This window comes from Pluralibacter gergoviae ATCC 33028 = NBRC 105706 (assembly GCF_001598855.1).
Lineage (GTDB): Bacteria > Pseudomonadota > Gammaproteobacteria > Enterobacterales > Enterobacteriaceae > Pluralibacter > Pluralibacter gergoviae.
Map to the genome: position 1 here is coordinate 58,850 of NZ_BCZS01000015.1, position 23,737 is coordinate 82,586.

23 protein-coding genes and 1 riboswitch are annotated in these 23,737 nt (G+C 57.3%); of the genes, 16 read left to right on the top strand and 7 right to left on the bottom strand.

The window, feature by feature from the left end; genetic code table 11:
• The first annotated feature begins 71 nt into the window (after nt 1–71).
• The 5 genes from cecR to ENGE1_RS15690 are packed head-to-tail and all read left to right on the top strand — an operon-like array spanning nt 72 to nt 5,703.
• A complete protein-coding gene (gene cecR / locus ENGE1_RS15670) occupies nt 72–743 on the top strand; it encodes a transcriptional regulator CecR (RefSeq protein WP_053516972.1) in 672 nt (223 codons plus the stop codon).
• On the top strand, nt 740–1,732 hold the full coding sequence (gene hlyD, locus ENGE1_RS15675) for a secretion protein HlyD (protein ID WP_043085037.1): 993 nt from the start codon (nt 740–742) through the stop codon (nt 1,730–1,732). The genes cecR and hlyD overlap by 4 nt, the downstream gene beginning before the upstream one ends.
• Nucleotides 1,725–3,464 carry an ATP-binding cassette domain-containing protein gene (locus tag ENGE1_RS15680; RefSeq protein WP_048253095.1) on the top strand — a complete coding sequence of 580 codons (1,740 nt, stop codon included), beginning with the start codon at nt 1,725–1,727 and terminating at the stop codon, nt 3,462–3,464. Before hlyD ends, ENGE1_RS15680 begins: the two co-directional genes overlap by 8 nt.
• Entirely contained in the window at nt 3,454–4,587 is a 1,134-nt protein-coding gene (locus tag ENGE1_RS15685; protein ID WP_048253094.1) for an ABC transporter permease, read from the top strand. Before ENGE1_RS15680 ends, ENGE1_RS15685 begins: the two co-directional genes overlap by 11 nt.
• Nucleotides 4,588–4,596: 9 nt before the next feature.
• Nucleotides 4,597–5,703 (top strand): ABC transporter permease, encoded by a 1,107-nt coding sequence (locus ENGE1_RS15690; RefSeq protein WP_048253093.1) that lies wholly within the window; start codon nt 4,597–4,599, stop codon nt 5,701–5,703.
• A gap of 10 nt (nt 5,704–5,713) precedes the next feature.
• Here ENGE1_RS15690 and ENGE1_RS15695 read toward each other — a convergent pair whose 3' ends face one another.
• Nucleotides 5,714–6,121, bottom strand: a complete 408-nt coding sequence (locus tag ENGE1_RS15695; protein ID WP_043085043.1) for a YbhQ family protein — start codon at nt 6,119–6,121, stop codon at nt 5,714–5,716.
• Between the two features lie 130 nt (nt 6,122–6,251).
• On the opposite strand from ENGE1_RS15695, the gene ENGE1_RS15700 reads away from it, so the two are divergent.
• The 3 genes from ENGE1_RS15700 to ENGE1_RS15710 are packed head-to-tail and all read left to right on the top strand — an operon-like array spanning nt 6,252 to nt 9,213.
• Nucleotides 6,252–7,013, top strand: a complete 762-nt coding sequence (locus tag ENGE1_RS15700) for an endonuclease/exonuclease/phosphatase family protein (RefSeq protein WP_048253092.1) — start codon at nt 6,252–6,254, stop codon at nt 7,011–7,013.
• Nucleotides 7,010–8,257, top strand: a complete 1,248-nt coding sequence (clsB, locus tag ENGE1_RS15705; RefSeq protein WP_045287048.1) for a cardiolipin synthase ClsB — start codon at nt 7,010–7,012, stop codon at nt 8,255–8,257. Before ENGE1_RS15700 ends, clsB begins: the two co-directional genes overlap by 4 nt.
• Nucleotides 8,257–9,213, top strand: a complete 957-nt coding sequence (locus tag ENGE1_RS15710; protein WP_045287047.1) for a lysylphosphatidylglycerol synthase domain-containing protein — start codon at nt 8,257–8,259, stop codon at nt 9,211–9,213. Before clsB ends, ENGE1_RS15710 begins: the two co-directional genes overlap by 1 nt.
• Before the next feature lie 49 nt (nt 9,214–9,262).
• On the opposite strand, the gene ENGE1_RS15715 is transcribed toward ENGE1_RS15710, so the two are convergent.
• From ENGE1_RS15715 to moaA, 6 genes are all read right to left on the bottom strand, one after another.
• The gene (locus ENGE1_RS15715) at nt 9,263–9,967 is read right to left on the bottom strand and encodes a Bax inhibitor-1/YccA family protein (RefSeq protein WP_045287046.1); all 705 of its coding nucleotides are present in this window, start codon (nt 9,965–9,967) and stop codon (nt 9,263–9,265) included.
• Between the two features lie 64 nt (nt 9,968–10,031).
• Nucleotides 10,032–10,484, bottom strand: a complete 453-nt coding sequence (moaE, locus tag ENGE1_RS15720; protein WP_043085051.1) for a molybdopterin synthase catalytic subunit MoaE — start codon at nt 10,482–10,484, stop codon at nt 10,032–10,034.
• A gap of 1 nt (nt 10,485) precedes the next feature.
• Entirely contained in the window at nt 10,486–10,731 is a 246-nt protein-coding gene (gene moaD, locus ENGE1_RS15725) for a molybdopterin synthase sulfur carrier subunit (RefSeq protein ID WP_048253091.1), read from the bottom strand.
• Nucleotides 10,728–11,207 (bottom strand): cyclic pyranopterin monophosphate synthase MoaC, encoded by a 480-nt coding sequence (moaC, locus tag ENGE1_RS15730; protein WP_048253090.1) that lies wholly within the window; start codon nt 11,205–11,207, stop codon nt 10,728–10,730. Before moaC ends, moaD begins: the two co-directional genes overlap by 4 nt.
• 3 nt (nt 11,208–11,210) lie before the next feature.
• On the bottom strand, nt 11,211–11,723 hold the full coding sequence (gene moaB, locus ENGE1_RS15735) for a molybdenum cofactor biosynthesis protein B (RefSeq protein WP_043085055.1): 513 nt from the start codon (nt 11,721–11,723) through the stop codon (nt 11,211–11,213).
• Between the two features lie 27 nt (nt 11,724–11,750).
• Complete coding sequence (gene moaA, locus ENGE1_RS15740; RefSeq protein ID WP_043086692.1) at nt 11,751–12,740, bottom strand: GTP 3',8-cyclase MoaA; 990 nt, start codon at nt 12,738–12,740, stop codon at nt 11,751–11,753.
• Nucleotides 12,728–12,860: riboswitch (molybdenum cofactor riboswitch) on the bottom strand. Its footprint overlaps the gene before it by 13 nt.
• 223 nt (nt 12,861–13,083) lie before the next feature.
• Here moaA and yvcK point away from each other — a divergent pair.
• The 8 genes from yvcK to ENGE1_RS28490 all read left to right on the top strand — a co-directional run bounded on the left by yvcK (nt 13,084) and on the right by ENGE1_RS28490 (nt 23,719).
• The gene (gene yvcK, locus ENGE1_RS15745) at nt 13,084–13,992 is read left to right on the top strand and encodes a uridine diphosphate-N-acetylglucosamine-binding protein YvcK (RefSeq protein ID WP_043085057.1); all 909 of its coding nucleotides are present in this window, start codon (nt 13,084–13,086) and stop codon (nt 13,990–13,992) included.
• Nucleotides 13,993–14,068: 76 nt separating this feature from the next.
• Nucleotides 14,069–15,709 (top strand): phosphoethanolamine transferase EptA, encoded by a 1,641-nt coding sequence (eptA, locus tag ENGE1_RS15750; protein ID WP_043085058.1) that lies wholly within the window; start codon nt 14,069–14,071, stop codon nt 15,707–15,709.
• Entirely contained in the window at nt 15,710–16,384 is a 675-nt protein-coding gene (pmrA, locus tag ENGE1_RS15755; protein WP_043085059.1) for a two-component system response regulator PmrA, read from the top strand.
• The gene (pmrB, locus tag ENGE1_RS15760; protein ID WP_048253089.1) at nt 16,381–17,454 is read left to right on the top strand and encodes a two-component system sensor histidine kinase PmrB; all 1,074 of its coding nucleotides are present in this window, start codon (nt 16,381–16,383) and stop codon (nt 17,452–17,454) included. The genes pmrA and pmrB overlap by 4 nt, the downstream gene beginning before the upstream one ends.
• Before the next feature lie 951 nt (nt 17,455–18,405).
• Nucleotides 18,406–18,987 (top strand): fimbrial protein, encoded by a 582-nt coding sequence (locus tag ENGE1_RS27065; protein WP_071883416.1) that lies wholly within the window; start codon nt 18,406–18,408, stop codon nt 18,985–18,987.
• 64 nt (nt 18,988–19,051) lie between these two features.
• On the top strand, nt 19,052–21,631 hold the full coding sequence (locus ENGE1_RS15765) for a fimbria/pilus outer membrane usher protein (protein ID WP_048253088.1): 2,580 nt from the start codon (nt 19,052–19,054) through the stop codon (nt 21,629–21,631).
• Nucleotides 21,632–21,686: 55 nt separating this feature from the next.
• The gene (locus ENGE1_RS15770; RefSeq protein ID WP_048253087.1) at nt 21,687–22,436 is read left to right on the top strand and encodes a fimbrial biogenesis chaperone; all 750 of its coding nucleotides are present in this window, start codon (nt 21,687–21,689) and stop codon (nt 22,434–22,436) included.
• Nucleotides 22,433–23,719 (top strand): hypothetical protein, encoded by a 1,287-nt coding sequence (locus tag ENGE1_RS28490; protein WP_146144438.1) that lies wholly within the window; start codon nt 22,433–22,435, stop codon nt 23,717–23,719. The genes ENGE1_RS15770 and ENGE1_RS28490 overlap by 4 nt, the downstream gene beginning before the upstream one ends.
• Nucleotides 23,720–23,737: the final 18 nt, after the last annotated feature.

Genomic DNA, 23,737 nt, shown 5'->3' on the forward strand with positions numbered 1-23,737 from the left:
CACCGTGCAATGGACAGAAGCGGGAAGGGGTTCTATTTTTAATCAATCGATTGATTAAGAATGCGAGCGCCATGAATCAGACCACCACCAGCAAGGGCGAACAGGCGAAGAGTCAGCTGATCGCCGCCGCCCTCGCCCAGTTTGGCGAGTACGGCCTGCATGCCACCACCCGCGATATCGCCGCTCAGGCCGGGCAAAATATCGCCGCCATCACCTACTACTTCGGCTCGAAGGAGGATCTCTATCTCGCCTGCGCCGGATGGATCGGCGACTTTATTAACACCAACCTTCGCGCCCACGTCGAGGCCGGTGAAAAGCTGCTGGCGCACTCGCCGCCGGACCGGGCCGCGATTCGCGACCTGCTGCTCACCGCCTGCCGCAATATGACGCTGCTGCTGACCCACGATGATACGGTCAATCTGAGCAAATTTATCTCCCGCGAGCAGCTCTCGCCGACCGCGGCCTACCAGCTGATCCATGACCGGGTGATTGCCCCCATGCACGATCACCTGACGCAACTTATCGCCGCCTATACCGGGCGGGACCCGGCGGCGACGGAGACGATTCTGCACGCGCACGCCCTGCTGGGCGAAATCATCATGTTCCGCATTGCCCGGGAAACCATCCTGCTGCGCACCGGCTGGCAGCAGTTTAATGAAACTAACGTCGAGCAAATCTGCGCGGTGATCGCCTGCCATATCGATCTGCTGCTGCAGGGACTGACGCAGGGAGCATCATCATGAAGAAACCGCTGATTATTGCGCTGGCCGCTATCGTGCTTGCCGCCGCTGCGGGCGGCGCCTGGTGGTATCAGCAGCACCGGGACGCGCCGCTGACGCTGTACGGCAACGTCGATATCCGCACCGTCAACATCAGCTTTCGCGTCGGCGGGCGTCTGCAGGCGCTGAAGGTCGATGAGGGCGACGCCGTCCGCGCCGGAGAGCAGGTCGGCGAACTGGACGCCGCGCCCTATCAGCACGCTCTGCAGCAGGCAATCGCCAATGCCGACGCCGCGCAGGCGAAGTACGACCTGCTGCTGGCAGGCTACCGTGAGGAGGAGATAGCCCAGGCCGCGGCCGCGGTGCGCCAGGCGCAGGCGGCCTATGATTACGCCCGCAACTTCTATCAGCGCCAGCAGGGGCTGTGGAAGAGCCGCACCATCTCCGCCAACGAGCTGGAGAACGCCCGCTCGTCGCGGGATCAGGCCCAGGCCACGCTCAAGTCGGCCCAGGACAAGCTCAGCCAGTACCATACCGGCAACCGGCCGCAGGAAATCGCCCAGGCCAAAGCCAGTCTTGAACAGGCGCAGGCGGCGCTGGCGCAATCCAGGCTCGATCTGCAGGACACCCGGCTGATCGCCCCGTCGGACGGCACCATCCTCACCCGCGCGCTGGAGCCGGGCAGTATGCTGAGTGCGGGCAATACGGTGCTGACCCTGTCGCTCACCCGGCCGGTATGGGTCCGCGCCTACGTCAACGAAGCCAGCCTCAACCAGACCCAGCCCGGCCGGGAAGTGCGGCTCTATACCGATGGCCGCCCCGACAAGCCCTATCACGGTAAAATCGGCTTCGTGTCGCCCACCGCGGAATTTACGCCAAAAACTGTTGAAACCACCGACCTGCGCACCGATCTGGTCTACCGCCTGCGCATTATCGTCACCGATCCGGACGATACGCTGCGCCAGGGCATGCCGGTGACGGTGCAGTTTGCCGACGACGAACGCCATGAGTGAATCGCAGATCCGCCTCGATGGGCTGATTAAGCGCTTTGCCGGGATGGAGAAACCCGCCGTGGCGCGGCTGGACTGCAGCATCCGCGCGGGCTACGTGACCGGGCTGGTTGGCCCCGACGGCGCGGGCAAAACCACCCTGATGCGGATGCTCGCCGGGCTGATGAAGCCGGATGAGGGCAGCATCGATGTCATCGGTTACGATCCGCTCGTCGACAGCAGCGCCCTGCACGCGGTACTGGGCTATATGCCGCAGAAGTTCGGGCTGTATGAAGATCTGACGGTGATGGAAAATCTGACCCTGTACGCCGATCTGCGCAGCGTCACCGGCGAGGCGCGGGAACGCACTTTCGCCCGGCTGCTGGAGTTTACCTCGCTGGAGCCGTTTACCGGGCGGCTGGCGGGCAAGCTCTCCGGCGGCATGAAGCAGAAGCTGGGCCTCGCCTGCACCCTGGTGGGCGATCCAAAGGTACTGCTGCTGGACGAACCCGGCGTCGGCGTCGACCCGATCTCCCGGCGCGAGCTGTGGAAGATGGTCCACGAACTGGCCGGCGACGGGATGCTGATCCTCTGGAGCACCTCCTATCTCGACGAGGCGGAGCAGTGCCGGGAGGTGCTGCTGATGAACGAAGGCGAACTGCTCTATCAGGGCGAGCCGAAGGCGCTAACCGACACCATGCGCGGACGCAGCCTGCTGGTGGCCAGTCCGCAGGAGAACAACCGCCGGCTGCTGCAGCGGCTGCTGAAGCTGCCGCAGGTGAGCGACGGCACGATTCAGGGCCGCTCGGTGCGCATTATTCTCGGCAAAGAAGCGGCGGCCGACGATCTCAGGCGCGCGCCGCAGATGCCGCCGCTCGACATTGCGCAGACCGATCCGCGCTTCGAAGATGCCTTTATCGATCTGCTCGGCGGCGCCGGCACCGCCGAGTCGCCCCTGGCCGCCATTCTGCATAAGGTCGAAGGCAGCAAAGAGGAGACGGTGATCGAAGCCCGTCAGCTGACGAAAAAGTTCGGCGACTTCGCCGCCACCGACCACGTTGATTTCAGCGTCAGGCGCGGGGAGATCTTCGGCCTGCTCGGCCCCAACGGCGCGGGCAAATCCACCACCTTTAAAATGATGTGCGGCCTGCTGGTGCCCACCTCCGGGCAGGCGCTGGTGCTCGGCAGCGATCTGAAGACCGACTCCGGCAAAGCGCGCCAGCATCTGGGCTATATGGCGCAGAAGTTTTCGCTCTACGGCAACCTGACGGTCGAGCAGAACCTGCGCTTTTTCTCCGGTATCTACGGCCTGCGCGGCCGCGCCCAGCGCGAAAAGATCGGCAAAATGTGCGAGGCCTTCGAGCTGGACGGCATCCGCCACCACACCACCGACGCGCTCCCGCTGGGCTTTAAGCAGCGCCTCGCCCTCGCCTGCTCCCTGATGCACGAGCCGGATATTCTGTTCCTCGACGAGCCGACCTCCGGCGTCGATCCCCTGACCCGCCGCGAATTCTGGCTGCACATCAACAGCATGGTGGATAAGGGCGTGACGGTGATGGTCACCACCCACTTTATGGACGAAGCCGAATACTGCGACCGCATCGGGCTGGTTTATCGCGGCAAGCTTATCGCCAGCGGCACGCCGGATGCGCTGAAGGCCCAGGCTGCGAGTGATGAGGAGAGCGATCCGACCATGGAGCAGGCGTTTATTACGCTGATTCAGACCTGGGACAAGGAGCACGCCGATGGCCGCTAGCCTGCTCTCGTGGCGCCGGGTGCGCGCCCTGTGCGTAAAAGAGACCCGCCAGATCGTCCGCGATCCCAGCAGCTGGCTTATCGCGGTGGTCATTCCCCTGCTGCTGCTGTTTATCTTCGGCTACGGGATTAACCTCGACTCCAGCCGCCTGCGGGTCGGCGTGCTGCTGGAGCAGCAGAGTAAAGAGGCGCTGGACTTTACCCACGCCCTGACCGGGTCGCCGTACATTGACGCCACCGTCAGCGATAACCGCCGGGCGCTGATCGCGAAGATGCAAGCGGGGCGCATTCGCGGCCTGGTGGTTATTCCGGTCAACTTCGCCGAGCAGCTGGCCCGGCCCGGCGACAGCGCGCCGCTACAGGTCATTACCGACGGCAGCGAGCCCAATACCGCCAACTTCGTGCAGGGCTACGTGCAGGGCATCTGGCAGCTCTGGCAGATGCAGCGGGCGGAGGACCGGGGCGAGGCGTTTGAGCCGCTGATCGACGTTCAGACCCGCTACTGGTTCAACGCCGCCGCCATCAGCCAGCACTTTATTATTCCGGGGGCGATCACCATTATCATGACGGTGATTGGGGCTATCCTCACCTCGCTGGTCATTGCCCGCGAGTGGGAGCGCGGCACCATGGAGGCGCTGCTCTCCACCGAGGTGACCCGCCTTGAGCTGCTGCTGTGTAAGCTCATTCCCTACTATTTTCTCGGGATGCTGGCGATGGCGCTGTGCATGGCGGTAGCGGTATTTATCATCGGCGTGCCCTTTCGCGGCTCGCTGCTGCTGCTGTTTCTGATCACCAGCCTGTTTTTACTCAGCACGCTGGGCATGGGACTGCTTATTTCGACCATCACCCGCAACCAGTTTAACGCCGCCCAGGTGGCGCTTAACGCCGCGTTTCTGCCGTCCATCATGCTGTCGGGATTTATCTTTCAGATAGACAGTATGCCGGCGGCTATCCGCATCGTGACCTACGTCATTCCGGCGCGCTATTTCGTTAGCACCCTGCAGAGCCTGTTTCTGGCGGGCAACATCCCGATTGTGCTGCTGGTGAACGTGCTGTTTTTGATCGCCTCGGCGGTGCTGTTTATCGGCCTGACGTGGCTGAAGACTAAGCGTCGGCTGGATTAAGGAGAGAGTATGTTCTATCGCCTGTGGACCCTCGTGCGTAAGGAACTCCAGTCGCTGCTGCGCGAGCCGCAGACCCGCGCCATCCTCATTGCGCCGGTGCTGATTCAGGTGCTGCTGTTCCCCTTTGCCGCCACCCTTGAGGTGACCAACGCCACCATCGCTATCTATAACGAGGACAACGGCCGCCACGCGGTGGAGCTGACCCAGCGCTTCGCCAAAGCCAAAGCCTTCCCGCACGTTCTGCTGCTCACCAGCCCGCAGGCGATCCGCCCGACCCTCGACACTCAGAAGGCGCTGCTGCTGGTGCGTTTTCCCGCCGACTTCTCCCGGCGGCTGGATAATCTGCAGCCGGCGCCGATGCAGATTATCCTCGACGGCCGCAACTCCAACAGCGCCCAGATCGCCGCCAACTACCTGCAGCAGGTGGTCGAGCAGTATCAGAAGGAGCTGATCGCCGGAAAAGCGCGGCCCAACAACAGCGAGCTGGTGGTGCGCAACTGGTATAACCCGAACCTCGACTACAAGTGGTTCGTGGTGCCGTCACTTATCGCCATGATCACCACCATCGGCGTGATGATTGTGACCTCTCTGTCGGTGGCCAGGGAGCGGGAACAGGGCACCATGGATCAGCTGCTGGTGTCGCCGCTGGCGACCTGGCAGCTGTTCGTCGGCAAGGCGGTTCCGGCGCTGATCGTCGCCACCTTTCAGGCGAGCATCGTGCTGGCGGCGGGCATTCTCGCCTATAAAATTCCCTTCTCAGGATCGCTGCTGCTGTTCTACTTCACCATGCTGGTGTACGGCCTGTCGCTGGTGGGCTTTGGGCTGCTGATCTCCTCCCTGTGCGCGACCCAGCAGCAGGCGTTTATCGGCGTGTTCGTCTTTATGATGCCGGCAATCCTGCTCTCAGGCTACGTGTCGCCGGTGGAGAATATGCCGGTGTGGCTGCAGCAGGCGACGTGGATAAACCCGATCCGCCACTTCACCGATATCACCAAGCAGATCTATCTTAAGGATGCGAGTTTTGACATTGTGTGGGGAAGCCTGTGGCCGCTGCTGCTGATTGCGGCCACTACCGGGGCAGTGGCCTATGTTATCTTTCGACGCAAGATAGCGTGAGGCGCACCGGCTAGCGCCGGTGCTGGCGGGAGGATTTCGCAGCGGCGTTTTTCTCTTTCACCAGCAGCGAGAGCAGCGCGGGCCCGGCGAGGATAGCCACGCCCGCCAGCGCCAGCAGCAGATTGTTGTGCAGCACCCGCGACAGCAGCCAGATGGCGATCACCGCCGCGCCGAAGTACCAGGTGGTGGTCAGCTCTTCAAGGAAGTCGCCGATGTCGCGCCAGCGCGCTTCGTGGTGACGCTGGAGCACCAGCATCAGAATAATGGTAACCGCATACAGCGCGCAAAGCCCCAGCCCCACGCGAACCAGCATGCCGTTCATCCAGCCCGCCACCAGTGCGGCGACAACCAGCAAATGCAAGACAATCTGCCAGCAGCTCAGGCCGGTTGCGACGCGAATTCGTTGTTGCCACTTCATGTCGTCTCTCCGGAAGCATTTTCAACTGTTCTTTAGAGTACTGAACTTTACGGAAAATTCCGTAACGACGCATCTTTTTGTGACGCCAACTACACTATTTTATTCAGGAGAGTGACGCTGGCAGGAGAATATGACCCAGAAAACGTCCCCATTTGCGCTAAAAATACTCACGATCAACACCCATAAAGGCTTCGCCGCGTTTAACCGCCGCTTTATGCTGCCGGAACTGCGCGACGCGGTGCGCACCGTGGGGGCAGACATCGTGTTCCTGCAGGAAGTGCTCGGCGAACACGAGGCCCACTCGCTGCGGGTGGAGAACTGGCCTGCCGCCAGCCACTACGAGTTTCTGGCGGATACGATGTGGAGCGAGTACGCCTATGGCCGCAACGCCGTCTATCCGGAGGGGCACCACGGTAACGCCATTCTGTCGCGCTACCCTATCGTGCACTTTGAGAATCATGATATCTCTGTTGGCAGCAGCGAAAAGCGCGGCCTGCTCTACTGCCGCATCGCCCCGCCGCAGCGCGCCGCGCCGGTACACGCCTTCTGCGCGCACCTCGGCCTGCGCGAAGCCCACCGCCAGGCGCAGCTGCTAATGCTGGCAGATATCATCAATGCGCTGCCGCCGGAGGAGCCGGTGCTGCTGGCCGGAGACTTCAACGACTGGCGTCAGCGGGCAAATGCGCCGCTTGAGCGCAGCGCCGGTCTGGAGGAGATATTCACCCGCGCCCGCGGTCGCCCGGCGCGGACCTTTCCGGCGCGCTTTCCTCTGCTGCGGCTCGATCGCATCTATGTCAAAAATGCCCGCGCCAGCCTCCCGGAAGCGCTGGCGCTGAAAGAGTGGCGGCACCTGTCCGACCACGCACCCCTTAGCGCGGAGATCCACCTTTGAGATGCCAATGGCGGGAAAAAAACAAGATTGAGCTGCTGGAAAACGGCGATGAGTACTATCCGGCGGTGTTTGGCGCTATCGAAAACGCCAAAAGCAAAATCATCCTTGAAACCTTTATCTGGTTTGAGGACAACGTCGGCTGGCAGCTGCACGCCGCGCTGCTGAAGGCCGCCCGGCGCGGCGTGGCAATCGAGGTTCTCCTCGACGCCTACGGTTCGCCGGACCTCAGCGAAAACTTCGTCGGCGAGCTGGCGGCGGCGGGCGTCACGGTCCGCTATTACGACCCGCGCCCGCGCCTGTTCGGTATGCGCACCAATCTGTTCCGCCGGATGCACCGCAAAATCGTGGTCATCGACTGCGAAGTGGCCTTCGTCGGCGGCATCAACTACTCCGCCGAGCATATGTCCGACTACGGCCCGGAGTCCAAGCAGGACTACGCGGTGCGCGTCGAAGGGCCGGTGGTGGCCGATATTCTGCAGTTTGAGCTGGAGAACCTGCCGGGCAAAGAGCGCGCCCGGCGCTTCTGGCACCGCCGCTCGCGCCTTGAGGAGAACTGCGCGCCCGGCGAGGCCCAGGCGCTGTTCGTCTGGCGCGATAACAACGAGCATTCGGACGACATCGAACGCCACTACCTGAAGATGCTGGCTAATGCAAAGCGCGAGGTGATCATCGCCAACGCCTACTTCTTCCCCGGCTATCGCCTGCTGCACGCCATGCGCAACGCGGCCCGGCGCGGGGTCAGCGTCAAGCTGGTGGTCCAGGGCGAGCCGGATATGCCGATTGTTAAGGTCGGCGCCCGCCTGCTCTACAACTACCTGGTCAAAGGCGGCGTGAAAGTGTACGAATATCAGCGCCGTCCGCTGCACGGCAAGGTGGCGCTAATGGACGACTACTGGGCAACGGTGGGCTCCAGCAACCTCGATCCGCTGAGCCTGTCGCTCAACCTGGAGGCAAACCTGATTATCCACGACCGGCAGTTTAACCAGACCCTGCGCGAGAACCTGATGTCGCTTATCAACAACGACAGCCAGTTGGTAGACGGGGCGCTGCTGCCGAAGCGCACCTGGTGGAATCTGACCAAGAGCGTGCTGGCGTTCCACTTCCTGCGCCACTTCCCGGCGATTGTCGGCTGGCTGCCGGCGCATACGCCGAAGCTTGCGGAGGTGACCCCGCCGCCGCCGGTGCAGACCACGATGGAAACCCAGGACCGCGTAGAGCCCGAAGGTTCAGGAGCTAAATTCTGATGAAACGCGCGCGCTGGACGCTGGCTAAAAAAATCCTTACCTGGCTGTTTTTCATTGCCGTCGCCGTCCTGCTGGTGGTTTACGCCCGCAAGGTCGACTGGCACGAAGTGTGGGACGTGATCCGCCACTATAACCGCACCGCGCTGCTGGCGGCGGCGGGGCTGGTGATCGTCAGCTATGTGCTGTACGGCGGCTACGACCTGATGGCCCGCAGCTACTGCGGACACAAGCTCGCGGCCCGCCAGGTGATGCTGGTATCGTTTATCTGCTACGCCTTCAACCTGACGCTCAGCACCTGGGTGGGCGGCATCGGCATGCGCTACCGGCTCTACTCCCGCCTCGGCCTGCCGGGCGCCACTATCACCCGTATTTTCTCGCTGAGTATCACCACCAACTGGCTGGGCTACGTACTGCTGGCCGGGGTAATTTTCTCCATCGGCGTAGTCAACCTCCCCGCCCACTGGTATATCAGCGACCTGACGCTGCGCATTATCGGCGCCGTTCTGCTGCTGCTGATTGCGGCCTATCTGTGGGCCTGCGCCTTTGCAAAGCGCCGCCACCTGACGGTGAGGCGCCAGAAGCTGGTCCTGCCCTCCTGGCGCTTTGCGCTGGTGCAGTTGGCGGTCTCCAGCGCCAACTGGATGGCGATGGGGGCGATTATCTGGCTGCTGCTCGGCCAGCAGGTGGACTACTTCTTCGTGCTGGGCGTGCTGCTGGTGAGCAGCATCGCCGGGGTGATCGTGCATATTCCGGCGGGGATCGGCGTGCTGGAGGGGGTATTTATCGCCCTGCTGGCCGGACAGGATATCTCCCAGGGGAAGATTATTGCCGCCCTGCTCGCCTACCGGGTGCTCTACTTCTTTATTCCGCTGGCGCTGGCGACGGTGGGCTATCTGTGGCTTGAGGGGCGGGCGAAAAAGCTACGGGCGAAGAATGAGAAGGCGATGGCGGAGTGAGTGCGCCCCGCGCGGCGGGCGATAGCTCCGCCGCGCGGGACAGGCGCCTCTAGCGCCGGTTGCCCATAATGCGCAGCAGCATCAGGAACAGGTTGATAAAGTCGAGGTACAGCGTCAGCGCCCCGAGAATCGAGTATTTGCGCAGACTGCTGGCGTCGCGGACGTCAATCTGCTCGCCGATAGCCTTCAGCTTCTGCGTGTCGTAGGCGGTCAGCCCCGCAAACACCACCACGCCGATATAGGTCACCGCCCACATCAGCGGCGTGCTTTTCAGCCAGATATTCACCAGCGATGCGAGGATAATGCCGATCAGCGCCATAAACAGCATTTTGCCCATGCCGCTCAGGTCGCGCTTAGTGGTATAGCCAAACAGGCTCATGGCGCCGAACATGCCCGCCGTCACCACGAAGGTACTGGCAATCGAGCTGTAGGTATAGACCACGAAGATGCTGGAGAGAGTCAGCCCGGTGAGCGCCGAATAGAGCATAAACAGCGTCGTCGCCACCCCCGCGCTCAGGCGGTGCACCATGCCGGAGAGCACGAACACCACCGCCAGCTGGGCGATAATCAGGCCAAAGAACGTGATTTTGCTGGAGAAGACGAACATCATCACCTCCGGCGTCCTGACGGCAAACCAGGCCACGAAGGCGGTTAAAAGCAGCCCGCAGGTCATCCAGCCGTAGACCTGCGCCATGTAGGTCTGCAGGCCGCTGCGCCCCTGCACGATGGCGTCGTTACGCGTGTATCGATCCACAATCAATCCCTCTGTTTAACGGTGTATGATCGCTAAGCGTAACACAAGCAGGCTAAAAGAATAGCTACCAGCGCCCGGCGGCCTGCTGGTCGCTGTCGCGGGCCTCAACCCAGCGCTCGCCCTCCGGCGTGGCTTCGCGCTTCCAGAACGGCGCGCGGGTTTTCAGGTAATCCATGATGAACTCGCCGGCCTCAAAGGCGCTGCTGCGGTGGGCGCTGGTGACGCCGACGAAGACAATCTCTTCGCCCGGCCACATCTCGCCGATGCGGTGGATGACCGACACCCGCCCGAGCGGCCAGCGTCCGCGGGCCTCGTCAACGATTTCAGCCAGCGCTTTCTCGGTCATGCCGGGATAGTGCTCGAGCGTCAGCGCCTTCACGCTGTCACCGAGATTGTGGTTACGCACTTTGCCGGTAAAGGTCACGACGGCGCCGTCTTCGTCGCGCGCCGCCAGCCAGCCGTACTCGCGGCCAACGTCAAAGCGGTCTGGCGCGACGCGGATCAGGGTTTCGCTCATCTCAGCCTCCGGTGACCGGCGGGAAGAACGCCACTTCGTCGCCGTCGGCGATGGGATGCGTTGCCTCCACCAGCGTCTGGTTAACCGCCGCCAGCAGCTTGCCCTCTTCCAGCGCCAGCGCCCAGCGGTCGCCGCGCGCCGCCAGCTGCTGGCGCAGGCCCTCTACGGTATCGGGCGACGACGCCAGCATCAGACTGTCGGTGCCCACCAGCTCGCGCACCTGCGCAAAAAACAGAACCTTAATCATTCATCCACCCTGAAATCGCCCGATTTGCCGCCGCTTTTCGCCAGCAGGCGCAGCGGGCCAATCACCATATCTTTCTGGACCGCCTTACACATGTCGTAGATGGTCAGCGCCGCCACCGACGCGGCGGTAAGGGCCTCCATCTCAACGCCGGTTTTGCCGGTCAGGCGGCAGAGCGACTCAATGCGCACCCGGCTATGCTCCGGCTGGGCCTGGAGATTGACCTCCACTTTGCTCAGCATCAGCGGATGGCAGAGCGGAATAAGCTCCCAGGTGCGCTTAGCGGCCTGAATGCCGGCGATACGGGCCGTGGCGAAGACGTCGCCCTTGTGGTGGCTGCCGTCGATAATCATCGCCAGCGTTTCCGGCAGCATGGTAACGAACGCCTCGGCCCGCGCTTCGCGCACCGTTTCGGCCTTGGCGGAGACGTCTACCATGTGGGCCTCGCCGGCGGCGTTAATGTGGGTCAGTTGTGACATGGTTTACTTCTTCAGATGAGGATGAAAATTGCAGGGGCGCGTGCGGGCGTCCAGCTGCGGCGCAATGATATTTTCCCAGGCGGTGCGGCAGGCTTTGGTCGAGCCCGGCATGGCGAGGATCAGCGTACCGTTGGCGACGCCGGCAATCGCGCGCGACTGCAGCGTCGAGGTGCCGATCTCTTCAAAAGAGAGCATGCGGAATACTTCGCCGAAGCCTTCGACCTCGCGGTCGAACAGCGGCCGCAGCGCCTCCGGCACCTGGTCGCCGGCGGTAAAGCCGGTGCCACCGTTTATCAGCACCACCTGCACCTCGTCGCTGGCTATCCACGCCGAAACCTGCGCGCGGATAGCGTAGCGGTTCTCTTTCACAATCGCCTTATCGGCCAGCTGGTGTCCGGCCTCCAGCAGCGCGTCGCGCAGGAAGTGGCCGGAAGTGTCGTCCTCTTCGCTGCGGCGGGCGGAAACGGTAAGTACGGCAACGCGGGTCGGGATAAATTCAGCGCTGACCTGGCTCATGCAAAAACTCCTTCTTTTAACGTGGCGTTAACCGCCGATATATGACAGGTTCCGGGTAATGCCGGTATTGCCCTGGTGCAGGAAGTGGGTCTGCTTCTTGTGCGCCAGCGCGCCGGCAATACGCTGTTCGAGGGCAAACTGCTGGCTATCGTCCGCCAGCAGATCGCGCAGCTCCACGCCGCCGTCGCCGAACAGGCACAGGTGCAGTTTACCGACGGAAGAGACCCGCAGCCGGTTGCAGCTGGCGCAGAAATCCTTCTCGTAGGGCATGATGAGGCCGATTTCACCCGCGTAGTCAGGGTGGCAGAAGACCTGCGCCGGACCGTCGCTGCGGCTGCGCAGCTGGTGGATCCAGCCGCGCGCCAGCAGCGCATCGCGCAGGACGCTGCCGGAGATGTGGTGCCTGCGGAACAGCTCGCTGCCCTCGCCGGTCTCCATCAGTTCGATAAAGCGCAGTTGGATCGGCCGCGGGCGGATCCAGGCGAGGAAGGTGTCGAGCTGGTGATGGTTCACGTCGCGCATCAGCACGGTGTTGACTTTCACCTTCTCAAAGCCGGCGTCGAAGGCGGCGTCGATACCGTCCATCACCTGGCGAAACTTGTCCTGGCCGGTAATGGCGTGGAACTGGCGGGCGTCGAGGCTGTCCACGCTGACGTTAACGTGGCTCAGGCCGGCGTTGCGCCAGGCGCGGGCGTCGCGGGCCAGCCGGTAGCCGTTAGTGGTGACCGCGATCTGGCGGATAGCCGGATTTTCGCGCACCGCGGCGATGATGTCGGTGAAGTCGCGGCGCAGGGAGGGTTCGCCGCCGGTCAGGCGCACTTTCTCAGTGCCCATCGCGGCAAAGGCGCGGGTCACGCGGCGAACTTCATCCACGGAGAGAAAGCCGTTGTTGCTGACGCCGCCCGGCTTGTAGCCGTCCGGCAGGCAGTAGGTGCAACGAAAGTTGCAAACGTCTGTGATAGACAGGCGCAGGTAGTAGAACTTGCGCGCAAACGCGTCGGTAAGTTGTGTGGCCATGTACACCTTTCCAAGTATGGGAGGCACAGTCATTTCTTCCTGTACCCTGGTGACTTTCGTCACGGCCGGGGCGCCATATCCGCAGACACAGGCGCCAGGGCTAGAGTGTAGCTTCCGTTTTATGAGAAGCGGGTTATGCCGATAGTAGCGCGTTCAGGCCGCTTTCGCCATTCTCCACTTTCGCTATATAAACCCATACATAGCGACATTATCGTGCAATTTCACTACAGGATACGCAAAACTCGCGCTTTTACTTTGATATGTGTCATTCTGCGGCAGTCCGCGCATCGTCATTTAGGGGTAGTTAGGCTAAGATTTGGCTGTTCATCTGATAAGGAATGGTATGCGCAACCGCACTTTTGCCGATCTCGATCGCGTCGTCGCCCTCGGCGGCGGCCACGGCCTGGGCCGGGTGATGTCTTCGCTGGCCCCGCTCGGTTCGCGGCTCACCGGCATAGTCACCACCACCGACAACGGCGGCTCCACCGGGCGCATTCGCCGCTCGGAAGGCGGTATTGCCTGGGGCGATACCCGCAACTGTCTTAACCAGCTGATCGCCGAGCCGAGCGTGGCATCGGCGATGTTTGAGTACCGTTTTAGCGGTAACGGCGAGCTTTCCGGGCATAACCTCGGAAACTTAATGCTGAAGGCGCTGGATCACCTGAGCGTGCGCCCCCTGGAGGCGATCAATTTAATCAGAAATCTGCTGAAAATCGATGCCGCCCTGATTCCGATGTCGGAAGTGCCGGTGGATCTGATGGCCATTGATGACGAGGGCCACGAAGTGCACGGCGAGGTTAATATTGACCGACTCGCGGTGCCGCCGAAAACGCTGATGCTGACGCCGACGGTACCCGCCACCCGCGAAGGGGTGCAGGCGATCGGCGAAGCGGATCTGATCCTTATCGGCCCCGGCAGTTTCTACACCAGCCTGATGCCTATTCTGCTGCTGCCGGAGCTGGCGCAGGCCCTGCGCCGCACGCCGGCGCCGATGGTCTATATCGCCAATCTTGGCCGCGAGCTGAGTCCCGCCGCCGCCGGCCTGACCCTGCGCGATAAAATCGGCATCATGGAGCACTACATTGGTAAACCGGTGATCGACGCCCTGCTGGTGGGCCCGAAAGAGGACGTCAGCGGCCTGGAGGAGAGGCTGGTCATTCAGACGCCGCTGGAGGCCAGCGACATCCCCTACCGCCACGATCGCCGACTGCTGCGCGAGGCGCTGGAGCGGGCGATACAAATTCCCGGCTGAACGAATCTTAATTTCTTAAGGTTATCTTAAAGTTTTAGCGCGACTATCAAAAACCTTTTTACACGGACGCCCGACGATGTCTCTTACGCACCTGCGTCGCCCTGTTCTGGGGCAGCTCGCCTTTATAATGCTCTTTGCCCTTTATATCGCCCTGGCCCTCAATCTGCACTTTTATCGCCAGGCTTTTGCCCTTCTGCCGGTGAACTCCCTGCACACTGCCCTGGTGTTCGCTACCCTGCCGCTGGTGGCATTCTGCGTTATTAATATCGTGCTCACCCTGGCCTCCTTTTTATGGCTCGAGCGTCCGGTCATCACGCTGATGATACTGGCGAGCGCCGCCGCCCAGTTCTTTATGATCGCCTACGGCGTGGTGATAGACCGATCGATGATTGACAATATCGTCGATACAACCCCGGCTGAAACCCTGGCGCTGCTCTCGCCCCGGCTGATAGCGACCCTGCTGCTGAGCGGCCTGCTGCCGGCGATGCTGGCGTGGTGGCTGCGCATCCGGGGGCCGCGCCTGAACCTGCGCAGCGTTCTGTGGCGCGCGGGGAGCATCGTCGTGTCCGGGCTGCTGATTGTCCTGGTCGCATTACTGTTCTATAAAGACTATGCCTCGCTGTTTCGCAACAACAAGGAGCTGGTGAAGTCGCTCAATCCCTCCAACAGCATCGTAGCCGTTAACTCCTGGTACGTGCACAACCGGCTGAATAACCTGCCGCTGGTGCGCATCGGTCTCGACGCCGCGCAGCGGCCGCAGATGAAGGCCGGTCCCCGCCACAATCTGACCATCGTGGTGCTGGGGGAAACCTCGCGGGCGGAGAATTTCTCGCTGGGAGGCTACGGGCGCGATACCAATCCCCGCCTGGCAAAAGATGACGTGGTCTACTTCCCGAAAACCACCTCCTGCGGTACCTCGACGGCGGTGTCGGTGCCCTGCATGTTCTCAAATATGCCGCGGGAGCACTACAACGCGGGGCTTGCCCACCACCAGGAAGGGGTGCTGGATGTTATTCAGCGCGCCGGGATACAGGTGCTGTGGAATGAAAACGACGGCGGCTGCAAGGGCGCCTGCGACCGGGTGCCCCACCAGGATATGACCCAACTGGATCTGCCCGGCCAGTGCATCGACGGCGAATGCGATGACGCCGTGCTGTTCCACGGCCTGGAGGCGTATATTGACGGGCTGAAGGGCGACGGTATCATCGTCCTGCACACCATCGGCAGCCACGGCCCGACCTACTATCGCCGCTACCCGGCAAACCTGCGCACCTTCACCCCCACCTGCGACAGCAATGAGATCCAGACCTGTTCCCGGCAGGCGCTGGTCAATACCTACGACAACACCATCGTTAATGTCGATTATATTGTCGACAGGGCGATTAAGCTGCTGGAGGCGAAGCAGGACAGATTTACCACCAGCCTGGTCTATCTTTCCGACCACGGCGAGTCGCTGGGAGAGAACGGCGTTTATCTCCACGGGCTGCCGTGGTCAATCGCGCCGGAGCAGCAGACGCACGTCCCGCTGCTTATCTGGCTGTCGGAGGATTATCGCAACCGCTACGGAATCGATTATCGCTGCCTCAAGGCTCAGGCGCAGAATAACGCCGTCTCTCAGGATAATCTGTTCTCAACGCTGCTGGGGCTGACCGGAGTGAGCACCCGGGAGTATCATCAGCAGGATGACATTTTGACGTCATGCCGGAGGGATGAGTAAATGAAAATACTGGTGGTGGAAGATGATGCCCTGCTGCGCCAGGGTCTGACGCTGGCGATGCAGGCGGAAGGCTACGTCTGCGACGGCGTGGCAACCGCCCGGGAAGCGGCGCTTTCGCTGGCCGGCGGCCTCTACAGCCTGATGGTGCTGGATCTCGGCCTGCCTGACGAGGACGGCCTGCACTTCCTGCAGCGCCTGCGCCGGGAAAAGCAGAGCCTGCCGGTACTGATCCTCACCGCCCGGGACACGGTCAGCGACCGCATCGCCGGGCTGGATACCGGCGCGGACGACTATCTGATCAAGCCCTTCGCGCTGGAGGAGCTCAATGCCCGGGTGCGCGCCCTGATGCGCCGCCATCACAATCGGGGCGATAGCGAGATAACCGTCGATAATCTGCGCCTCAACCTCACCCGGCGCCAGGTGTGGCTCGACGCCGAGCCGCTCGATCTGACGCCGAAGGAGTATGCCCTCCTCTCGCGGCTGATGGCCAAGGCGGGCAGTCCGGTACACCGCGAGATCCTGTTTAACGATATCTACAGCTGGGACAACGAGCCGGCGACTAATTCGCTGGAAGTCCACATCCATAATCTGCGCGAGAAAGTCGGCAAGGCGCGCATCCGCACGGTGCGCGGCTTCGGCTATCAGCTGCTGAAGCCCGGCGGACAGGCCGAATGAACCTGGTCTTCCGCCGCCTCAACTGGACCCTGCGCCGCCAGCTGCTGCTGACCATCGCCCTGATCCTTATCATCTGCCAGGTGGTCAGCGTGTTCTGGCTGTGGCACGAGAGCAAAGAGCAGATCCAGCTGCTGGTAGAGAGCGTGGTGGAGGGGCGCAACAACCACAACCACATCCGCCGGGAGGTGCACGAAGCCGTCGCCAGCCTGCTTATCCCCAGCCTGCTGATCGTTGGCCTGGCGCTGTGGCTCTGCCTGCAGGCGGTCAACCGTATTACCCGACCGCTGCTGACGCTGCAGCGCGAACTTGACGCCCGCACGCCCGATAACCTGCAGCCCATTGCGCTCGCCGGCTCGGTAAGCGAAGTTGATGCGGTCACCGGCGCTATCAACCATCTGGTAGAGCGGCTCAACCAGACTCTGGAGCGGGAGCGGCTGTTTACTGCCGACGTCGCCCACGAGCTGCGCACGCCGCTCGCCGGGCTGCGCCTACACCTTGAGCTGCTGGCAAAGACCCACAGCGTCGCCGTCGAGCCGCTGCTCCAGCGCCTCGATCAGATGACCCTCAGCCTTACCCAACTGCTGCAGCTCGCTCGCGTCGCCCAGTCATTTTCCGCCGGCAGCTACCAGCAGGTAGCGCTGGCGGAGAGCGTGGTCCAGCCGCTGCGCGAGGAGCTGGAGGCAATGCTGCGCCAGCGCGGGCAGACCCTGCTTCTGAAGGTATCGGAGCCGGAGACGCCCGTCGCCGGAGACGCTACGCTGCTGCGGGTGGTGCTGCGCAACCTGGTGGAAAACGCGCACCGCTACGCCCCGCCGGATTCGGTCATCACCGTCAGTACGGGCGCGGGAATTCTGGCCGTAGAGGACGAAGGGCCGGGGATTGACGAAGCAAAAAGCGGCGAGCTCAGCAAGGCGTTTGTACGGATGGACAGCGGCTACGGCGGCGTCGGGCTGGGGCTGAGTATCGTCACGCGCATCGCCCAGCTGCACGATGCGCAGCTATTCCTGCATAACCGCAGGCCGGGCCCCGGCCTGAAGGCGTGGATCCGCTTTCGCGCGCCCGAGGCGTAGCGCGGGGGATCAGTAGGTCAGTACCCAGGCGTGGAAGAAGGCCACGATGGTCAGAAAAGAGCAGACGATGGCCAGATACTGCATAACGCTTTGTTTGTTCATGAAACTCTCCTGATGTCATCAGCAGAGTATCGCAGGCAAACATTAACAGAATCTTAAGGCCGGGAGAGCGCGGTGAATGCCCGGCGGCGCTGCGCGAGACGCTTGAGTGATTTATTCAGATTCAGCGCAAAACCTGTCAACTCAGAAAGGGTGTGCTGTGGCGGTTACCCCACTTTGCTTTGCATTTAATGGTTAAATCCGCCCTCCCCGCCAAAAATTGCGCTAATACATATTATAAACTCTGTTATTAATAGTCTATCTTCTATTATCAATATATTTATAAGATAACTAAGATAAATGGTCTAAAACACCATCCTATAACTAATAATAATGTACTATCCGCACGCCCCACAATATGCGACATGACTTAAAAACTGATCGTTTAAATCAATTAAATCTATACAGATTGATTGATTTAAATTAAAAAAAACACATCATATAACTTAACAAAAAAGCATCAAATTATTTACTTTGTATATTTATCAACATAAAGGAGATAACTAACTAATTGTTATGTCAACATTTAACATAATTGACTAGCCACTAAAAATGACTTGTTTATATTTATGTAAACTTATATAATTATTTTTTCCTAGCCATCACACTGTTAATTTTAAATTTAAGCCAGACATACGATCTCCTCGTATGTTGTCAACCATTCCCACTGAATGTTATCATTGACCTGTTGATAGGTATCTCATCACTTATTTTCAATTTTGAGTTACCGACTATATTCAGTCAGTAACAAGAAAATCTAATGAATACTGATCTCTCCTGAACATAATTAGTATGACCATAACGTTGACGACAGCGCTCTATCTGTCATCTGTTTAAAAAAAGGGACTTACAATGCATTTTAAAAATCAGCTTCTGGCTTCGACTATCATGATAATGTTTGGCAACACTATCGCTAATGCTGCGGATGGCACTATTACATTTAATGGAACGGTAACAGACTCAGCCTGCTCTGCGACCACATCCGTGATGGCTGATAAACTTGAATCTGGTCCATCTGTTTCAGCTACGTTAACCTTACCTCCCGTCACAGCAGCAACACTAAGCGCTAAAGCAGGGACCTACGTAGGTCAGACGCCGTTTTCTATTCTGTTAACCGGATGTGAAGCTGTAGCGGGGCTAAACAATGTACGGGTATTATTTACAACTGCCAGTTCGCCGTCTAATGATGCAAATGTAATGGCTAATATCGCAATGACATCTCCAGCATCCGATGTTGCGATTGCGATAATGCGCGAGGATGGCACTACACAAGTGGATCTTAACGGCGGAACCAATGTTGATCCGGGAACCGCTTTACCAGAATCAGAGGGACCAATTACTCTGAACTACAAGGCTGCGTATAAATCCCTTTCAACTAACGTACAACCAGGTAATATCACTGGGGTGGCCGACTTCGTTATATCCTATTTTTGATAGTTAATGCTAATTGCGGCGGTCGACTCTCTGCCGCAAATCACCAAATACTAATGGAATGGTAATGTTCAGTGTTATTATAGCCGATAGGATCGGGCTAATCATTATTATAGCCTCAGCATTATTTCTATTCTCTGAGAAATTATGCGCTGAGGAAAACGATAGTGAGTTTGAGAGTATTTTCCTACGTAAAGATAAAAAGGGAGCCTCACCAGATATATTTCGCTATACAAACGCTCTTACCCCTGGTCTAAAGCGCGTTGAAATCATTGTTAATAACCGCACTGCCGACATTTACAATGTTAATTTTGTTGTTAGCGAGCAACAGCAACGGGTAATCCCGTGCCTTCATCGTCGCTTACTTAACGATATTGGAATCAAAACCGAGCTTTATAAAGACTGGCTGACTTCGGTTAAGAAAGATGATGTATCAGGAATTACCGTTTGTGATGTACTTGAACAACGCATCCCTGCGGCACAAATATCATATGACGATGCTCATCAGCAGCTGCGAATCACCGTTCCACAGGAAGCGGTGAACTACCAGCGCTTTCAAGTAATTGCCCCCAATGAGTGGAATGATGGAACGCCTTCTCTGAGAACCTCTTACAGCAGCTATTTTTACCATACGCAACATAAGGCGTCTCACCACAATAATAGCGGCCGCAATACTAATAACAGTGCATTTTTAAGCCTTAACAGCACGGCAAGTATGGGCCCTTGGCGGCTTTACAGCTTTGATACATTCAATAAAAATGCACAGGGTGGCTGGAAAAAGAATCACGACCGACTTTATGTCGAGAGCAATATTGCGGCACTGAGAACAAGAGTATCTGCCGGGGATATCTATACCTATACGCCCAGCAACATTATGGGAGTGCTCCCGCTACGCGGCATCACGATGCGTACCAATGAACGTATGACGCTGGAATCCCAGTTTACCTATGCCCCGGTGATAAGAGGGACTGCGCGCACCAATGCCCGCCTCATCGTACGACAGCTTGGCCACATCATTTACAGCCGAACTCTTACTCCCGGTCCGTTCGCCATTGATGATATCTACTCAGGGCAAACAGGAGCCGATCTGGAGGTGACCGTTGAAGAAGCCGACGGTAGCGAGCAAAAATTCACCGTACCATATACTTCATTACCCAATATGATTCGTCCGGGCGCGATGCGCTATAGTTTCTCAGCTGGGGAGTACCGCAATAGCAGCAATATCGATAGCACAATCATCGGTGCCTTAAGCTTTGAGCGGGGTTTCGAGAGATTTACATTTAATGCTAGCGGACTCGGCTCACAACACTACCAGTCACTGGCAGTTGGTTCTGCCTGGAGCGCAGGAAAAATTGGCGCATTTTCGCTGGATGCCGCACAAGCGCATTACATTTACAAACCAACAGCCAGTAATAGCAACAAAAAGAGTCAGGACGGAACAGCACTACGAATGTTGTATGCCAGACAATTTGATGACACTAATACAGGATTAAGGATCCTTGGCTATCAGTATCGCTCACAACACTTTCTTTCATTTTCCGAATTTAACAGACGCAACAATCATCGGGAAATCACTAGTGATTACATTGACGAGTATATATTGACGAATAAGCGCCGCCGTAGTCGGATTGAACTAAATGTTAATCAAGGAATGAATCAATATGGTAATTTTTATATCTCACTGAGTCAGGAGCGCTATTACGACTCAAAAAATAAAAATACTTCAACTGCAGCTGGATATGGATTCATGCTAGGTAAAAATAGCGTAAACATGCTCTACAGATATAGCAAAAATGGATATGGAAGTAATGAAAACTCATTTAGTTTGGGGGTCAATATTCCTCTGACCTGGGGCGAGCGGCAGCGTAACAGTAACGCAATAAATTATAATTTGATACACAGTGCATCTGGCGGCTACAGCCAGTCCGCCGGATTCTCTGGTAGCCAGCAGGGGAGCCCACTGTCGTATAACCTGAACGTACAAAAAGATAATAAAGAGCGATTTACGGAAGCAGCTTCTCTGAGCTATGACTCAGATGTTGCGATGTTGAACACATCAATTAGTCACAGTAAATTTTCAAATCAATTTTCTGCCGGAGTTATGGGCGGGCTGGTGCTTTACAAAGGCGGCCCCATTTTAGCTCCCCGAATGGGAGACACTATTGCTATCGTAGAAACACCCGGTGCTGCAGGCATAAGCATACAAGGTAGTGGTAACAAAACCGATCGCTGGGGACGTGCCATCGTGAACTACCTCACCCCCTATCGCTACAACACTGTAAGTCTGGACACGGTCGACACACCTAAAGTTGAGCTTAAAGAGTCCAGTCATAAAGTCGTCCCCACAGAAGGTGCGGCGGTATTGCTGCGCTATTCGACCCGCGTCGGAAGACGCGCAATAGTCACGATTAACAGTCCATATGATGTGCCCATCGGGGCCAGCGTACATATCGCCGGAGAGCACGAAGAAGCCGGTATCGTAGGAAATAATGGCCTGACCTATCTGACTGGCCTGGATGCCAGCCGCGATGAAACGCTGGTTGTCTCCTGGGGTCAGAAGTCCCGGTGTCAGTTCACGCTTCCCAAATTATCGGAAAGCCAACTGGAGAGTTCATGGTATATAAGGACTGCCGTAGAGTGTCGCTAGACAAATAAATAAATCAAAAAATCCATATTTCATATAATCCAAAGGAAATGAAAACATGTTTTCAATAATCACAAAGGAATGTAAGCCAACGAAGCTCATTATCTTTATCCTGGCAGCGATAATGTTTTCATCAAACGCCTGGAGTGCCGTCCGCCCCAAATTAACACGCGTGGTAGCATATGCAGAAAATAAAGAAACGTCGGTTGATATTATTAATGAAAGTACGGAAAACTACCTCATTCAGTCATGGCTTGAAGATACCAAAGGCAATGAGGACTCTTTACCTCTGGTGCTGACACCACCCATGATGAAAATTGGTGCCAGGCAGGAGGGTAAGCTGCGGCTGGTGGTGTTACCTATAGATCTCCCTCAAGACCGGGAATCGGTCTACTGGCTATCAATACAGGAAATCCCACCAAAAGCAAAAAATAATGCAGCAAATAAACTTGTCATAGCTATACGCAGTAGGTTGAAAGTGTTTGTACGTCCGCAAGGGCTCAATGGCGCTGATGCGGCAAAGGCCATAAAAATGCTTAAATGGACAGTTGAGCGCAATGGGAAAAATGTTTGGCTTAAAGTCAGGAATCCCACTCCATACCATGTTAGCTTCGGCAAACTGGAGCTAAAAAATAGTGGTCAAAAAAGTATCACTCTTAATGATAAGACGGAAATGGCTGCGCCAATGAGCACTCAGAAGTACTTGGTACCTGTGAGTCTGCAAGGTAAATCGGCCACTCTTACCTATAGTGCAGTCAACGATTACGGCGGTGAAACAGAAGTTCTGACAACTGAGGTTAACCTATGAAAAGCAGACTGTCGACGATTGCGCTTGCGGTAATAATCAGCGCATGGAGTCAGTACATTCCGGCTGTCACAGTGAATACAAACTCATATCCTCAATGGCCTGATGGTTCATCAGCTCAAGGTGGCTGTTCTATTGATTTTACGGGTTACAGAAATCTGTCTTTGAAAAAGACGCTGATAGCCGATAATCAACTGCCTGATAATTCAGTCTTGTATGATTTAGGTACTATGTTACAGGTATCGCAAACCTGTCAAACCAACACGTATTCAACATCCAGTTTATTTACAACTGGAGGCCCAAGCATTCTGATTTCTCTTCGCGGATTTACTGGCGAATATTTCTCAACTAATAACCCTGGGGTTTATCTAAAATTATATATAAAAGCTAACATTGGCAATTGCCAATCAGCCCTATCTACCAGACCACTAACTCGTCTACAAACCATCACTGAAGAGGATGTCAAAAGCGATATTGAATACCCAGCATCTACCCTACACAATAATTTCAACACCCTTGCAAATTTCGCACCCTATATTTCAACAGGCTCTACTTACGACTATAGCTATAAAGACAGCTGCCATAGAATTGTATATTCTTTACGTGGGGAGCTTATCAAAATAGGTAATATCTTGCCTTCAGAGGCGCTTTCTCTGGAAAATAAAGGCAGTCTTCATTATGAGTTCCGGCACTCTGACTATGCAGAGTCTGGAGAATCGCCTTATACTTTGCTCAATTCCGGCGTATTAGATATCGGCTCGCTATTTGGTTCAGGAGGCATTACGCTGGTTGCCCCTGCCTGCCGCTTAAGGGGCGCAACTGATTATGCTATCAATTTAGGGCTGTGGAATAGTGGCAATAAGAATGAACACCCAAATAGCTTTCCCACCTATGGTCAGGAGGAGCTTATTGATCTCAGACTGGAGTGTTCAGGTAAAGTAAACAATGTTAACTTCAGTTTTCAGGATACTGGTAACGCCCCGTTGACAAATAATAACATCAGTGTTTACGATAACCTCGAAGGAAGTAAAATAGATGGACTTGAAATTGAAATGAGCTACAACGGTAGCCGTATAAATGTAAATAGCCCAAGCGAAAGCCCTGACACTTATAAAACGAATACAGGATCGCATGGCACAACTAACCCTTCTGATGAGAGTTTTAACAGTCAATCCGTAGCCAGATTTGGTGCGCGTTTTGTTCAACGCAGCACAATCACCCGCGATGGAACTAATTACGCAGGCCCGGTAACAGGAAAAGTAAATATGTTTGTAACCTACTATTAATATATTTGCAGTAAGAAA

Coding starts and splice junctions, on each gene's coding strand:
- moaB (WP_043085055.1), bottom strand. CDS start 11,723: ATGAGCCAGGTCAGCGCTGAATTTATCCCGACCCGCGTTGCCGTACTT.
- moaE (WP_043085051.1), bottom strand. CDS start 10,484: ATGAGCGAAACCCTGATCCGCGTCGCGCCAGACCGCTTTGACGTTGGC.
- ENGE1_RS15770 (WP_048253087.1), top strand. CDS start 21,687: ATGTTTTCAATAATCACAAAGGAATGTAAGCCAACGAAGCTCATTATC.
- ENGE1_RS27065 (WP_071883416.1), top strand. CDS start 18,406: ATGCATTTTAAAAATCAGCTTCTGGCTTCGACTATCATGATAATGTTT.
- yvcK (WP_043085057.1), top strand. CDS start 13,084: ATGCGCAACCGCACTTTTGCCGATCTCGATCGCGTCGTCGCCCTCGGC.
- eptA (WP_043085058.1), top strand. CDS start 14,069: ATGTCTCTTACGCACCTGCGTCGCCCTGTTCTGGGGCAGCTCGCCTTT.
- ENGE1_RS15690 (WP_048253093.1), top strand. CDS start 4,597: ATGTTCTATCGCCTGTGGACCCTCGTGCGTAAGGAACTCCAGTCGCTG.
- pmrA (WP_043085059.1), top strand. CDS start 15,710: ATGAAAATACTGGTGGTGGAAGATGATGCCCTGCTGCGCCAGGGTCTG.
- ENGE1_RS15680 (WP_048253095.1), top strand. CDS start 1,725: ATGAGTGAATCGCAGATCCGCCTCGATGGGCTGATTAAGCGCTTTGCC.
- ENGE1_RS15685 (WP_048253094.1), top strand. CDS start 3,454: ATGGCCGCTAGCCTGCTCTCGTGGCGCCGGGTGCGCGCCCTGTGCGTA.
- ENGE1_RS28490 (WP_146144438.1), top strand. CDS start 22,433: ATGAAAAGCAGACTGTCGACGATTGCGCTTGCGGTAATAATCAGCGCA.
- ENGE1_RS15695 (WP_043085043.1), bottom strand. CDS start 6,121: ATGAAGTGGCAACAACGAATTCGCGTCGCAACCGGCCTGAGCTGCTGG.
- moaD (WP_048253091.1), bottom strand. CDS start 10,731: ATGATTAAGGTTCTGTTTTTTGCGCAGGTGCGCGAGCTGGTGGGCACC.
- ENGE1_RS15765 (WP_048253088.1), top strand. CDS start 19,052: ATGTTCAGTGTTATTATAGCCGATAGGATCGGGCTAATCATTATTATA.
- cecR (WP_053516972.1), top strand. CDS start 72: ATGAATCAGACCACCACCAGCAAGGGCGAACAGGCGAAGAGTCAGCTG.
- moaC (WP_048253090.1), bottom strand. CDS start 11,207: ATGTCACAACTGACCCACATTAACGCCGCCGGCGAGGCCCACATGGTA.
- pmrB (WP_048253089.1), top strand. CDS start 16,381: ATGAACCTGGTCTTCCGCCGCCTCAACTGGACCCTGCGCCGCCAGCTG.
- ENGE1_RS15710 (WP_045287047.1), top strand. CDS start 8,257: ATGAAACGCGCGCGCTGGACGCTGGCTAAAAAAATCCTTACCTGGCTG.
- hlyD (WP_043085037.1), top strand. CDS start 740: ATGAAGAAACCGCTGATTATTGCGCTGGCCGCTATCGTGCTTGCCGCC.
- moaA (WP_043086692.1), bottom strand. CDS start 12,740: ATGGCCACACAACTTACCGACGCGTTTGCGCGCAAGTTCTACTACCTG.
- ENGE1_RS15700 (WP_048253092.1), top strand. CDS start 6,252: ATGACCCAGAAAACGTCCCCATTTGCGCTAAAAATACTCACGATCAAC.